We start from the raw sequence: 13,711 nt of genomic DNA, 5'->3' as shown, positions 1-13,711 counted from the left end.
CCCCCGCGACGCCCGCCCCCGAGAGCTCCCCGGCTCCCGAGGACACGTCCACCGAGAGCCTGCGCATCCAGCCCGACACGGGGGACCAGAGCCCATGAACGTGACCGCCGACCCCACCCTCACCGCCGCCGCGCCCGCGGCCACGCCGCGCAACGACGCCACCCAGGTCGTCACCCACGGCCAGGCCTTCCTCTGCGGACGGCCCCTGGGGGAAATCCTGCGCGCGCTCGTCCCCTCGCTCACCGAGGCGAAGATTCAAGAAGCGCTCTCCGTGCAGACGGAGAAGGGCCAGCGCCTGGGTGAGGCGCTGGTGGGGCTCAAGGCGGTCACCGAGGAGGACGTGGCCAAGGCGCTCGGCCACCAGCTCGACCTGCCCTACCTGGCCCGCATCTTCACCGAGGAGGTGGACGCGGAGCTGGTCAAGCGCATCCCCATCAACTTCGCCAAGCAGTCGCAGATCCTCCCCCTGTCCATGGAGGGGGACGCGGTGGCGGTGGCCGTGGCGGACCCGCTGGACACGTCCGCGCTGGACCACGTGCGGCTGCTCCTGGGCCAGAGCATCAGCCCGCGCATCGCGCTGGGCTCCACCATCATCGACGCCATCAACAGCGTCTATGACCGCTCCGTCAACGAGGCCGAGCAGCTCGTGGACGAGATGGAGACGCAGGACCTGGACGCCATCGCCCACGAGCTGGACGAGCCGGCGGACCTCCTGGACGTCAACGACGAGGCACCGGTCATCCGGCTGGTGAACTCCATCCTCTTCCGCGCCGCCAAGGAGCGCGCGAGCGACATCCACATCGAGCCCATGGAGCGCGAGCTGCTCGTGCGCTTCCGCGTGGACGGCGTGCTGCAGGAAATCATCAAGCCGCCCAAGCGCTACCAGAACGCGATTGTCTCCCGCGTGAAGGTCATGGGGCAGCTCAACATCGCCGAGAAGCGCCTGCCGCAGGACGGCCGCATCCGCATCAAGCTGGCCGGCCGCGACATCGACATCCGTCTGTCCACCATCCCCACGTCCTACGGCGAGCGCATCGTCATGCGTCTGCTCGACAAGACGGCGACGCTGCTGGACCTGGCCGAAATCGGCATGAGCCAGAAGACGCTCGAGTCGATGGAGGCCGTCATCAAGCGCTCGCACGGCATCATCCTCGTCACCGGCCCCACGGGCTCCGGCAAGACGACGACGCTGTACGGCGCCCTGTCGAAGATCAACACCCCGGACCTCAACATCCTCACCGTCGAGGACCCGGTCGAGTACCAGCTCAAGGGCATTGGCCAGATGGCCATCAACCCGAAGATTGGCCTCACCTTCGCCCAGGGACTGCGCTCCTTCCTCCGCCAGGACCCGGACGTCATCATGGTCGGCGAAATCCGTGACAAGGAGACGGCGGAAATCGCCATCCAGGCGTCGCTCACGGGCCACCTCGTGCTGTCCACGGTGCACACCAACGACGCGGCCGGCGCGGTGACGCGTCTGGTGGACATGGGCGTGGAGCCCTTCCTCGTGGCCTCGTCGCTCACCGGCATCCTCGCCCAGCGCCTCGTGCGCCGGGTGTGCCCGGACTGCCGCGTGCCCTACAAGCCCACGGACGCGGAGCTGAAGGAGCTGAGCCACACCGTCGCCTCCTTCAAGGAGCGCTACGGCACCGACCGCATCTACAAGGCGGCCGGCTGCCCGTCCTGCAACCGCAACGGCTACCGCGGCCGTACGGGCATCTACGAGTTCCTCCCGGTGGACGACGACGTGCGCCAGCTCGTCCTGAAGAACGTGGACGCGGCCACCATCAAGAAGTCCGCCACGAGCAAGGGCATGACGACGCTCCTGGACGACGGCGCGCGCAAGATTGCCCTGGGCGAGACGACCATCGCCGAGGTGCTGAGCATCACCCAGGAGGACATGTAACCGACTGCTCCTCCCTGGGAGGGGCCGGGGTCATAAGCCACCATGCCGGTCTTCGAGTACAGAGGTCTCAACGCCGCGGGCAAGCAGGTCAAGGGCCTGCTGGAAGCGGATTCGCCCAAGACGCTGCGCTCCAAGCTGCGCACCGACGGCATCTTCCTCACGGACGTGCTGGCGCAGGCGGAGGGCAGCCGCGCCGCCGTGGCCAAGGGCGCCAACGCGTCCCTCGTGGCGCGCGACATCGACCTGCGCAAGCTGGGCCGCGGCCGCGTCAACACGGACGACGTCGCCATCTTCACCCGGCAGCTGTCCACGCTGCTGGGCGCGGGCGTCACCCTGGTCGAGTCGCTCAGCGCGCTCGTGGACCAGGTGGAGAAGGAGCGCTTCAAGCGCGCCCTCTCCGACATCAAGCAGCGCGTCAACGAGGGCTCGTCCCTCGCGGACGCCATGGGCCAGCACCCGAAAATCTTCCCCAGCATCTACGTGAACATGGTGCGCGCGGGCGAGGCCTCGGGCGCGCTGGACGCGGTGCTCACGCGCCTGGCGGACTTCACGGAGAACCAGGCCCGCCTGCAGCAGAAGATTCTCAGCACCATGCTCTACCCCGCCATCATGATGGTGGTGGGTGGCGGCATCCTCGTGGCCCTCATGGTCTTCGTGGTGCCGAAGGTGACGAAGATCTTCGAGACGATGAAGGCCACGCTGCCGCTCAACACGCGCATCCTCATCGCCTCCAGCAACTTCTTCCAGGACTGGTGGTTCTTCATCGTCCCGGTGATGGTGCTGGGCGGCTGGCTCTTCCTGCGCTGGACGAAGAGCCCCAAGGGCAAGCCGAAGTGGGACCGCTTCACGCTGAAGGCGCCCGTCATCGGCAACCTCGTGCGCCTCTTGTCCATCTCCCGCTTCGCCCGCACGCTGTCCACGCTCCTCAAGAGCGGCGTCCCGATGCTGGCCGCCATGGACATCGTCAAGGCCGTGATGACGAACACCGTCCTCGCCGAGGTGGTGGAGAAGGCCCGCGACTCCATCCGCGAGGGCGAGAGCATCGCCAACCCCCTCAAGCGCTCCGGCGAGTTCCCTCCGCTGGTGTACCACATGGTCGCCATCGGTGAGCGCTCCGGCCAGTTGGAGGAGATGCTCACCAGCGTGGCGGACAACTACGAGAACCAGGTGAACGTGCGCATCACCGCGCTCACCTCGCTGCTCGAGCCCATGCTCATCGTGGTGATGGGCGCGGTGATTGCATTCGTAGCGCTCTCCATCCTGATGCCGATTCTGCAGGTGAACTCGGCCATCCGCTGAGGAGCGACGCAACGATGAATGACACGATGGACCGCTGGATTCAGCGCGTCAGCCTCGCTGCGATGATTGCCCTCGCGGCGGCCCTGCTGACGGTGGGGGCCCAGCTGTACGGCCCCCAGCCGCCCCCGCCGGAGGCGGGCATGGCGGACGGGCCCCGGGCTCCCTGAGACTCCCTGACAGGAAGACACGAAAACCGACGGGTGGCGTGCCAGAAAGTCACTCGAGAGAGGAACGAGACATGTACCAGCAGAAGAACCAGAGGAAGCAGCGCCGTCGCAGCCGCGGTATGACGCTGATTGAAATCATGGTGGTCATCACCATCCTCGGCCTCATCGCCGCGGCCGTGGGCGTGGCGGTGATTCCGCAGCTCGAGGCCGCCCGCCGGGACCGCGCCGCGCTGGACATCAAGAACATCCAGGGCGCGATGAAGCTCTACTACGCCAAGAAGGGGAAGTACCCGGACACGGCCTCCGGCCTGCAAGCGCTCGTCGAGGCGCAGGCCCTGGAGCAGATGCCCAAGGACCCCTGGAACAACGACTACGTGTACGTCAACGAGGGCGGCAAGCCCGTCATCGTCTCCTACGGCGCGGACGGCACGGCCGGCGGCGAGGGCAACGACGCGGACATCTCCTCCGCGGACGGCGCCGCCACCGCCAACAAGTAGTGAAGAAGTAGCGGACACGGCGTGTTGAATGGGGCCTTGGGTATGAACGAGCACGCTTCCACCACAGCCCCGATGCCCCTCCAGGAAGGGACACCCCGCGCGCAGAAGCTGGGGCGGCTCGTCCTGGGGGGTGTCTTCCTGGTCGCCACGGCCCTCGCCTTCCTGCTGGTCTGGCTGACCAACGACACCACGCTCAACCGCGAGCAGCGCCGCGCCCGCGCGGAGATCCGCAAGCTGGAGGGGCTCTTCAAGTCGCACCACCGGCTGATGGGCCGCTTCCCCTCGAAGGAAGAGGGCTTCACGCCGCTCATCCAGGCCCGCCTGCTGGAGAGCCCGCCGGTGGACCCCTGGGGCCACCCCTACGTCTACTGGATGGATGGGAGCACCGGCGCCGTCGTCTCCTATGGGGCGGACGGCAAGCCGGGCGGCACCGGCGCGGACGCGGACCTGAGCAGCGGTGGCGTGCTGGCCGCGAACTGGGAGCAGCCATGAAGCGCGCGCCCCGCCATCACCGCGCGCAGCGCGGCCTGACGCTCATCGAAATCTCCGTGGCCATCATCATCGTCGCGATGCTGTTCTCCGCGGCGGTGATGGGCATCGGCTCCATCACCGGCGCGAAGGCCAAGGGCTCCGCGGGCGAGCTGGCGGGCCTCATCCGCTCGCTCTACGACTCGGCCGCCCTGCGCGGCCAGACGTGCCGGCTGGTGTTCGAGATTCCGGACCCGAAGAGCGAGGAGCCCACCCGCTACCACGCCGAGTGCGCCGAGGGCTCGGTGACGACGGCGCGAGACCGCGACACGGCGCTGCGCGAGGAGAACCGCGACCGCGAGCAGCAGGAGCGCACGAACAGCCGCCGCGCCGGTGGCGAGACGCGCCGCAACTACATGGTGTCGTCCGGCACGGACTCGCCCTCGCCCCAGGAGCTGATGGAGGGTGAGAAGCAGCGCGTGGAGAGCCTGTCCCGCTTCTCGTCGTACACGTCCGAAGAGATTCCGGCGCGCGAGCTGCCCGCGGACGTGCGCGTGTCGGTGTGGACGCGCCAGCAGCGCGAGCCGGTGGAGAGCGGCGTGGCGTACCTCTACTTCTTCCCGCAGGGCTACACGGAGAAGGCCTACGTGTACGTCTCGCAGGGAGACAACACCTGGACGCTGGACGTGTCCCCGCTCACCGGCAAGGTGCAGATTACCGCCGAGGCGCTGGAGGTGCCGCGATGAGGCGCAACCGTGGCTTCACCCTGCTGGAGGTGGTGGTGGCGCTCGCCATCCTCGGGCTGGCGCTCATGGCCATCTTCGACCTGAACTCGGGCGCGGTGGCCAACCACGTCTACACCAAGCGGCTCACCGTGGCGTCGCTGCTGGCCCGCTCGAAGATGACGGACCTCGAGCAGAAGCTGTACGACGACGGCTTCTCCAACGATGACGACGAGGAGTCCGGGGACTTCTCCGACGAGGGCTGGCCCCAGTTCAAGTGGCGCGCGCGCATCATCGCCCCCAAGCTGGACGGCGTGACGCCGGACCAGCTCATCGGCGCCATCTTCAACCTGCCCATTGGCGACAACGCGGACGGGGACCCGCTGGGCGGCATCGCGGCCATGTTCGGCGGCAGCACGGGCGGCGGCAAGGACGGCGCCTCCTCGGGCGGGCCCCAGCCGGCCGGCATGGGCGGCCTGGGCGGCGCGGCCATGGGCATGGCCCAGCCGATGTTCACCCAGATGGTGCAACAGATCACGCAGACGGTGCGCGAGGTGCACCTCACCGTCTACTGGCAGGAGGGCACGCAGGTCGAGAGCATCGACCTGGTGACGCACGTGGTGTCGCTGGGGCCGGGCTCGGACCGCAACGGCGGCGCCGCGTTCGAGCAGAGCCAGGGCCAGCAGCCCCCGGGCCAGGAGAACGACTGGGTGGACCCGAACACGGGCCTCGTGGTGCCCAACCCCATCGACGGGCCCAACGGCACCAAGCTGCACCCGACGACGCGCGCCCCGCTCATCCGGCGTGACGTCTTCAACCAGCAGCGCAATGGCGGCCAGCCGCCCAATGGCGGCATCAACCCGGGTGGCGGCCGGCCGGGCGGCGGCCTCTTGAACCAGGTGCCCAACAACCCGTTCAACCAGCGGAGGAACCAATGAGGCGCCACGCTCGGGGCTTCACGCTGATGGAGGTCATGGTGGCCGTGGCCATCACCGCCCTCATGGGCACCGTGGTGGCCATGGCCTTCCAGACGGGCCTGACGGCGAAGGAGACGGTGGAGACGGACGCGGACCGCTACCGCCAGGTGCGCGTGGCCATGAACCGCATGGCCCGCGAGATTGGCTCCGCGTACGTCAGCGACCGGTATGACCTGAAGCGCTTCCGCGACCAGAACGACCGGCCCACCAACTTCGTGGGCGAGAAGGACAAGCTGATGCTCACGACGTTCGCCCACCAGCGCCTGTACACGGACGTGAAGGAGTCCGACCAGGCGGTGGTGGAGTACCTCGTGGAGGCGTCCACGGACCGCGAGGCGAAGGGGCGGCTGGACCTCAAGCGGCGCGTCAACCCCAACGTGGACGACCGCATGGACCGGGGCGGCACCACCGACGTGCTCTTCGAGGGCGTGAAGGGGCTGGAGTTCGCGTACTGGAACTCGACGAAGAAGGAGTGGGACACCGAGTGGGACACGCGGCGCCAGGACCAGAAGTCCCTGCTGCCCACGCGGGTGAGAATCACGGTCACCGCCGTGGACGAGACGGGCAAGGAGGCGACGTACACCACCCAGGCCCGCATCATGCTCAACACGGAGCTGCCGAGGTACTGATGCCCTCCTTCTCTTCCAGACTGGCGCCCCGCCGGCGCCGCCAGGGTGCTCTCGCGGGCACGCGCCGGGAGCGGCGCTCGCGCGGCGTGGCGATGATCATCGCCATCGTGTCCATCGCCATCCTCACGGTGGTGGCCACCGACTTCGCGTACAACAGCCGGGTGGACCTGCAGCTGGCGACCAACCAGCGGGACGAGGTGCGCGCGTACTACATGGCGCGCTCGGGCATGTCCCTGGCGCGGCTGCTGCTGCGCTTCCAGAAGCAGGTGGACCAGACGCCCATCCCCAACCCGATGAACCTCCTGAGCCAGTTGGGTCTGGGCGGCCAGCAGCCCCCCGGCCAGCAGACGCCGCAGCCGACGTCGCTCAACCTCCAGCTCTACAAGATGGCGCGCGTGGACTGCCACATGCTGCGCGGGCTGGTGAACAGCGAGGAGGGTGGCGAGGGCGGGGAGACGGCGCCCCTGAAGGCGGCCGAGGACGACGAGAACTTCAAGATGGACGCGGAGGAGGACCCGGCCGCGCGCGAGATGGCGGCGCAGATGACCCGGCGCTCCTTCGGCGGCTTCGAGGGCTGCTTCCTGGCCACCATCACCGACGAGGAGGAGAAGCTCAACGTGCACCGCCTCATCGCGGGCGCGGGTGACGCGCTGCCCACCGCGCTGCGGATGATGGACATGATGAACGACAAGCGCTTCGAGTTCCTCTGGGAGCGCGACGACGCCAACAAGGTGCGCAGCAACCCGATGGAGGTGCTGCAGAGCATCAAGGACTGGGCGGACGACGACGAGACGGGCACGGGCCAGCTCAACCCGGCGGACCCCGTCAACCCGCTGCCGTCCGGCTTCTCCGACGAGGGCGCGAACTACAGCCGCTACGAGCCGAGCTACGAGCCGAAGAACGCGCGCTTCGACAGCCTGGACGAGCTGTACCGGGTGCACGGGGTGAACGACCAGTTCATGGCGGCGTTCCGGGACAGGCTCACGGTGTACCCGGACATCAACCGGCGGCCCAACATCAACACGGACGACCCGGTGATGATGGGGCTGGCCATCATGTCGGTGGCGGACCCGGCCAAGCCGGACCCGCGGCTGACGGACCCGGTGTTCCTCAACGAGCTCATCACCCGCATCCGCGCGGCGCGCATGTTCAGCTTCTTCGGCATGTCCGTGCAGGACTTCGTCGCCGTGGTCGAGGCGGCGGGCGTTCCCGTCAACCCGGCCGTGAAGTCCAACGTGGCGGGCAACCGCCTCGTTGGCGACAAGAGTCAGACGTTCACCATCAAATCCGTGGGAGAAGCGGGCAACGTGCAGAAGACGCTGACCGCCGTGGTCCGGCTGGACGACTCGCTCGGACGCCTCCTGTATTGGAGAGAGGAATAAAATGGCCCGCATTCTTGGCCTCGACCTCGGCAGCCACTCCGTGAAGGGCGTGGTGCTGGAGGCGAAGACGAAGGGACACATGGTCCGGGGGTTCGCCGAGGTGCGGCGCGCCCAGGAGGGAGACCGCACGGACACGCTGCGCGCCGCGGTGCAGGAGCTCATCGGTCAGCTCCCGCCGGGGCACGCGGACCAGGTCGTCGTCGCCCTGCCCGGCCCGTCCCTCACCACGCACGCCCTGAGCCTGCCGTTCTCGGAGAGCAAGAAGATCGAAGTGGCGCTGCCCTTCGAGATTGACAGCCAGCTGCCCTTCGACATCTCCCAGGCGGTCTTCGACTACCAGGTGGTGGGCCTGAAGGACACGGACACCAAGGAGAAGGCCAGTGACATCCTGGTGGGCGTGGTGCGCAAGGAGGAACTGCAGGGCCTCTTGACGCTGCTCGGGGAGCTGAAGCTGGACCCGCGCATCGTCACCCACCCGGGCCTCGCCTACCAGAACCTGCTCCAGCAGTACCCGGCCCTCTTCGAGGGCCAGGGCGAGGGCGGCGCGGTGGCCATCGTGGACATCGGCCACGAGCGCACCTCGGTGGCCTTCGGCCGGCCGGGCACGGGCGTCATCTTCGCGCGCACCTTCGCGGGCGGCGGCAGGGACTTGAGCAAGGCCCTGGCCACCGAGTTCCAGACGACGGTGCCGGAGGCGCACCACTGGAAGGAGCAGCACGGCGCGGTGGCCAGCGCGGCGCAGGGCCCGGACGCGGAGCGCGCGGCGGGTGCCTTCGTGCGCGGCCTGCAGCCCATGCTGCGCGAATTGCGCCCCACCCTGAAGGCCTTCACGGCCCGCACGCGCCAGCAGGTGGGCGCGGTGGTGCTGACGGGCGGCACCGCGCGCATGCCCGGCCTCGCCGAGCAGCTGTCGCGAGACCTCAACCTGCCGGTGCGGGTGCTGGCGCTACCGGCGGACACGGCCGAGTCCATTCCCGCGGCGGTGCAGCCGGTGGCGGCCCAGGCGTACGCGCTGGCGCTGCGGGGCAACGCGGCCGGCGCGAAGGCGCCGCGCTTCAACCTCCGCCGGGGTGACCTCTCCTTCAAGGGCGACTTCGACTACATGAAGGACAAGATGGGGCTTTTGGCGTCGTTCGTCGCCACGCTCCTCTTGCTCCTCATCGCCTTCGGCGTGGTGCGCAACTCGGTGCTGGCGCGCCGCGAGGCGCAGGTGGACGCGGTGCTGTGCGACACCACCCAGCGCATCCTCGGCAGGTGCGAGAAGGACTACAACCGCGCGCTCAGCATGCTCAAGGGCGTGGAGAGCCCCGCGTCCGCGCTGCCGCGCATGACGGCCGTCAACCTGCTGGCGGAGGTGACGCAGCGGGTGCCCGAGGACGTGCCGGTGAAGTTCGACCGGATTCAAATCGACCTGAACCGCGTCATCCTCCAGGGTGAGACGGACTCGTCGAAGCAGATCGACACGCTGTCCAACGCGCTCAAGGGCCACTCCTGCTTCAAGGACGTGCGCCAGGGCAAGGTGGAGAAGACGCGGGACGGCAGCAAGGTGACCTTCCGCCTCGACGTCGAGGTGCAGTGCCCCGGTGAGCAGGGCGGGGAGAGCTAGTCATGGCCAGGATTTCGGAAGTCTTCGCTCCGGTGACGACGTGGTTCGAGCGGCTGAGCGACCGCGAGCGCAGGATGGTGTCCATCGCGGGCGGGGCGCTTTTGACGTTCCTCCTCTTCGTGGTGGTGGTGTCCTTCGCCAACAGCGCGTCCGGCTACCGCAAGCGAACGCAGGACAAGCTGGCGAAGCTGCAGGAGGTGCAGGCGCTGGCGGCCAGCTACCGCGAGGCGCAGGCGTCGCGGCAGTCGGTGGAGCAGCAGCTCACCTCCAGCAACGTGCAGCTCATCAGCTACATCGAGGACAAGGCCACCGCGGCCGGCCTCCAGGTGCCCAACATGTCGCCCAAGGGCGACATGGGCGTGGGGGACGGCAAGATCATCGAGAGCTCGGTGGAGCTGACCTTCACGGACGTGGACCTGCGCAAGCTGACGGACTTCCTGCGCACGGTGGAGGGCGGTCCGGGCGTGGTGAAGGTGAAGTACCTGCGCATCGAGCCGCGGACCTCGTCGGACACGCTGACGGCGTGGACCACCGTCGCCACCTACCGGATGAAGCAATAAGCCATGCCTCCTGAAAACAAGCCCGCCCGCTGGAAGGTCGTCCTCGGCTACGCCGCGTTCGCGGTGGTGGCCTTCATCCTCGGCCTGTTCGTCACCTTCCCGTACGACGCCATCCGCACGCGCATCGTCACCGAGGCGGCGGCGCAGGGCCTCGCCGTGCGCATCGGCTCGCTGCGTCCGGGGCTGGGCGGCGTCACCGCCACCCAGGTGCGCCTGAGCAAGCCGCCCGCGCCGCTGTCCGCGGAGACCATCGCGGCGCTGGCCAGCGGCGAGGCGAAGATGCTCGGCGCGGCGGAGCTGGGCGAGGCGGTGCTCATCGACAGCGTGTCGGTGCGCCCCGCCCTCTTCCCGCCCGGCGTGGCGGTGAGCGCCAACGCCATGGGTGGCTCGGTGGACGTGGCCGTGGGCCTGTTGGGCGACACCAAGGTGCGCGTGGACGTGGACGGCCTCAAGCCGTCCGGCGGCAACCTGCCGGCCCTCACCGGCCTGGACATGGACGGCGAGGTGAACGCCACGCTGGCCCTGAAGCTGCCGAAGAACGGCGGGCAGGCGGACCTGTCCCAGGCGGACGGCGAGCTGACGCTGGACACGCAGGGGCTGCTCATCAAGGGCGGCAAGGTGGCCTTCCCCATGGGCGGCGGGCAGGCGGTGCCCATGGACCTGCCCCGCGTCAACCTGGGCGCGCTCACCGGGCGCATCCAGTTCGAGAAGGGCCTGGGCACCGTGCAGTCCCTGCGGCTCAAGAGCGACGAGCTGGAGGCCATCGCCACCGGCACGCTCAAGCTGGGCAAGAAGGTGGAGTACAGCGAGCCCGGCATGGACGTGAACATCAAGCTGGACCCCGAGTTCCAGAAGCGGCTGGGCCTGCTCGGCGCGGGCGTCACCATCCTCCCGCCGGACAAGAAGGACCCCAGCTTCCGCGCCGCGCGGCTCGGCGGCTTCCTCAACCGGCCCACCTTCCTCCCGCGCCGCTAGCCGGCGTGTCCCCCACGCTCCGCCCTACCCGGGGCGTGGGGTTGAAAGATGAACACCGCTCCGTGTAAAGCGGCGGGCGAGCCAACCTGTCGGGAGGGGCTTGGGATGCCGGAGCTGGTGTTCTTTCGTCGTGGCGAAGAGGTGCTGCGGGTGGCGGTGGACCGCTCACGGCTGGTGCTCGGTCGCGGAGAGCACAGCGACGTCGCCATTCCCGACACCGAGGTGAGCCGCCAGCAGGTGGCCCTCTTGTGGGACGGCGAGCGCTGCCGGGTGGAGGACTTGTCCGGCAAGGGCACCCTCGTCGCCGGCCAGTCCGTCACCCAGGGCGTGCTGGAGGACGGCGCGGACCTGGCGCTGGGCCAGTGGCGCGCGGTGTTCCGCCTGCGCGCCGGTGGCGACGGCGCGGACGCCACCACCGAGGTCGGCCACACCACGTCCGTGCAGGCCCCGGACGCGCGCGCCCCGCGCTGGCAGCCGGCGCAGGTGCGCGTGAAGCAGGGCCCCAACGAGTCCGTGCACCGGCTGACGGGCGACAGCTTCACCGCGGGCAAGGACGCCACGTGTGACCTCGTGCTGAAGGACCGCTTCGCGTCCAGCCGGCACCTGAAGGTGACGCGGCGGGACGGCGTCTTCCACGTGGTGGACCTGCGCTCCACCAACGGCACGTGGCTGGGCCCGGTGCGCCTCTATGAAGCGGAGGTGCCGCTTCCCACCGTGCTGCGCGTGGGCGAGACGGAGCTGGTGCTGGAGCCCGCGGCCCCGGCGGCGCGCCGCGAGGTGGCGGACTTCCACGGCATCATCGGCTCGGACCCGTCGGTGCGGCAGCTGGCGGAGCTGATTGAGCGGGTGGCGCCCTCGTCCGCGGCGGTGACGGTGCTGGGCGAGTCCGGCACCGGCAAGGAATTGGTGGCGCGCGCCATCCACGCCTGCTCGCAGCGGGCGAACCGGCCCCTCATCCCCGTCAACTGCGCGGCCATCTCCAAGGAGCTCATCGAAAGCGAGCTGTTCGGCCACGAGAAGGGCTCCTTCACCGGCGCGACCGGCGCGCGCAAGGGCGCCTTCGAGGAGGCCGACGGGGGCACCCTCTTCCTGGACGAGATTGGCGAGCTGCCGCTGGACCTCCAGGCCAAGCTCCTCCGCGCGCTGGAGGGCGGTGAAATCAAGCGCGTGGGCGCCAGCCGCCCCCTCCAGGTGGACGTGCGCGTGGTGGCGGCCACCAACCGGGACTTGCTGGCGGCGGCGCGCGAGGGCCGCTTCCGCGAGGACCTGTACTACCGGCTGTGCGTCATCCCGCTGCACCTGCCGCCCCTGCGCAGCCGCAAGAGTGATTTGGGCGCGCTGGCGGAGCACTTCGTGCGCGTCTACTCGCCGCGCGGACAGGCCGTGCGCCTCACCCCGGCGGCGCTGGAGCGGCTGCAGCAGCACGCGTGGCCGGGCAACATCCGCGAGCTGCGCAACGTGGTGCACCGCGCGCTGCTGCTCCGCAAGGGGCCCGTCATCGACGCGGGGGACCTGTCCTTCGACGTGGAGGTGAACCGGGACACGGGCATCTCCGTGCCGGAGCTGCCGCCGGGCATGACGCTGGAGCAGATGCTGGAGAAGCTGGAGCGGCAGATTGTCGAAGCGGCGCTGAAGCGCTGCAACGGCAACCGCGAGCGCGTGGCGCGCGAATTGGGCGTGGCCCGCTCCACCCTCTTCAAGCGGCTGAAGGACTGGGGCCTGACGAAGCAGGACGAGCAGGAGTAGCACCTCCCCCGGGGGAGGTGGGCGTGTCGGCCGAGCGACACGCGGCGTGAGAATTCCGTTTGGCGGCGGGGCGATAGACCTTTTTGGCGGCGGGTTCGTTCCATCTCCTGTCCCCATCCGGGGTGTCCAGGAGACCACCCGACATGCACGCCGCCTTCGTCTCGCTCCCCCCGCTGTCCCAGTTCTACATGGAGCACCGCCCGCGCGCGCTCGCCATCGCCCGGCGCATCGTCGGGGACACCGACGACGCCGAGGACGTGGTGCAGGATGTCTTCGCCCGGCTCGCGCGCAGGGCGCCGGGCTTCGGAGGCCGGGCCGCCTGGAGCACCTGGCTCCACCGCGTCATGGTCAACAGCAGCATCAACTGGCTGCGCGCGCGCAAGCGCCGCGAGCGGCTGAGCCATGAGCCGCAGGAGCCGCTGTCGCCGGAGGTGCAGGCGGTGGGCTCGGAGATGGAGCGCCACTTCGGTGCCGCGCTGGAGGAAATCAACGAGCAGCAGCGGCAGGTGCTGTACCTGCGCGAGGTGCGCGGGCTGAGCTACCCGGAGATTGCCCGCCTGCTGCGCATCCCCGAGGGCACGGTGAAGAGCACCCTGCACCGCGCCCGGCAGCGCGCGCTGTCCCTCATGGAGGAGCGCGGCCAGCAGCCGTGACTCCCCGTGCGGTGGGAGCGCGCACCCCGGGCGCTCCCCTTCCCGCATGGGCGGAAATGTTGGTCCGTCCTGATAAGCAGGAGGGTGAAGGAGCGGTGGGTCCCCCGGAGGGGAAGCCCGGCCC

Annotated in this window: 14 protein-coding genes; all 14 read left to right on the top strand. The window is 69.4% G+C overall.

Translation table 11 applies throughout. The features are described from left to right. Positions 1-94 precede the first annotated feature (94 nt). Complete coding sequence (gene gspE, locus HG543_RS43145; RefSeq protein ID WP_169350779.1) at positions 95-1,906, top strand: type II secretion system ATPase GspE; 1,812 nt, start codon at positions 95-97, stop codon at positions 1,904-1,906. Positions 1,907-1,948: 42 nt separating this feature from the next. Next, positions 1,949-3,205, top strand: coding sequence for a type II secretion system inner membrane protein GspF (gspF, locus tag HG543_RS43140; RefSeq protein WP_169350778.1), 1,257 nt, complete (start codon positions 1,949-1,951; stop codon positions 3,203-3,205). A 14-nt stretch (positions 3,206-3,219) separates the two neighbouring features. After that, positions 3,220-3,372, top strand: a complete 153-nt coding sequence (locus tag HG543_RS43135) for a hypothetical protein (protein ID WP_169350777.1) — start codon at positions 3,220-3,222, stop codon at positions 3,370-3,372. A 71-nt stretch (positions 3,373-3,443) separates the two neighbouring features. Next, positions 3,444-3,869 (top strand): type II secretion system major pseudopilin GspG, encoded by a 426-nt coding sequence (gene gspG / locus HG543_RS43130; protein ID WP_169350776.1) that lies wholly within the window; start codon positions 3,444-3,446, stop codon positions 3,867-3,869. A 42-nt stretch (positions 3,870-3,911) separates the two neighbouring features. Then, a complete protein-coding gene (locus HG543_RS43125; protein WP_169350775.1) occupies positions 3,912-4,361 on the top strand; it encodes a type II secretion system protein GspG in 450 nt (149 codons plus the stop codon). After that, entirely contained in the window at positions 4,358-5,083 is a 726-nt protein-coding gene (locus tag HG543_RS43120; protein ID WP_169350774.1) for a pilus assembly FimT family protein, read from the top strand. The genes HG543_RS43125 and HG543_RS43120 overlap by 4 nt, the downstream gene beginning before the upstream one ends. After that, positions 5,080-5,997 carry a type IV pilus modification PilV family protein gene (locus HG543_RS43115; protein WP_169350773.1) on the top strand — a complete coding sequence of 306 codons (918 nt, stop codon included), beginning with the start codon at positions 5,080-5,082 and terminating at the stop codon, positions 5,995-5,997. The genes HG543_RS43120 and HG543_RS43115 overlap by 4 nt, the downstream gene beginning before the upstream one ends. After that, positions 5,994-6,665 (top strand): type II secretion system protein GspJ, encoded by a 672-nt coding sequence (locus tag HG543_RS43110; RefSeq protein ID WP_169350772.1) that lies wholly within the window; start codon positions 5,994-5,996, stop codon positions 6,663-6,665. The genes HG543_RS43115 and HG543_RS43110 overlap by 4 nt, the downstream gene beginning before the upstream one ends. Further along, positions 6,665-8,047, top strand: a complete 1,383-nt coding sequence (locus HG543_RS43105) for a type II secretion system minor pseudopilin (protein ID WP_169350771.1) — start codon at positions 6,665-6,667, stop codon at positions 8,045-8,047. Before HG543_RS43110 ends, HG543_RS43105 begins: the two co-directional genes overlap by 1 nt. Position 8,048: 1 nt before the next feature. Continuing rightward, on the top strand, positions 8,049-9,653 hold the full coding sequence (pilM, locus tag HG543_RS43100) for a pilus assembly protein PilM (protein WP_169350770.1): 1,605 nt from the start codon (positions 8,049-8,051) through the stop codon (positions 9,651-9,653). Positions 9,654-9,655: 2 nt separating this feature from the next. Continuing rightward, positions 9,656-10,213, top strand: a complete 558-nt coding sequence (locus HG543_RS43095) for a type II secretion system protein M (RefSeq protein WP_169350769.1) — start codon at positions 9,656-9,658, stop codon at positions 10,211-10,213. 3 nt (positions 10,214-10,216) lie between these two features. Then, a complete protein-coding gene (gspN, locus tag HG543_RS43090; protein ID WP_169350768.1) occupies positions 10,217-11,188 on the top strand; it encodes a type II secretion system protein GspN in 972 nt (323 codons plus the stop codon). A 105-nt stretch (positions 11,189-11,293) separates the two neighbouring features. Continuing rightward, a complete protein-coding gene (locus HG543_RS43085; RefSeq protein ID WP_169350767.1) occupies positions 11,294-12,934 on the top strand; it encodes a sigma 54-interacting transcriptional regulator in 1,641 nt (546 codons plus the stop codon). A 143-nt stretch (positions 12,935-13,077) separates the two neighbouring features. Then, positions 13,078-13,587 carry an RNA polymerase sigma factor gene (locus tag HG543_RS43080; RefSeq protein WP_169350766.1) on the top strand — a complete coding sequence of 170 codons (510 nt, stop codon included), beginning with the start codon at positions 13,078-13,080 and terminating at the stop codon, positions 13,585-13,587. Positions 13,588-13,711 lie beyond the last annotated feature (124 nt).

The sequence above is a fragment of the Pyxidicoccus fallax genome (assembly GCF_012933655.1).
GTDB lineage: Bacteria > Myxococcota > Myxococcia > Myxococcales > Myxococcaceae > Myxococcus > Myxococcus fallax.
Note: the sequence above shows the minus strand (reverse complement) of the source record. Positions and strands in the feature narration are given on the sequence as shown.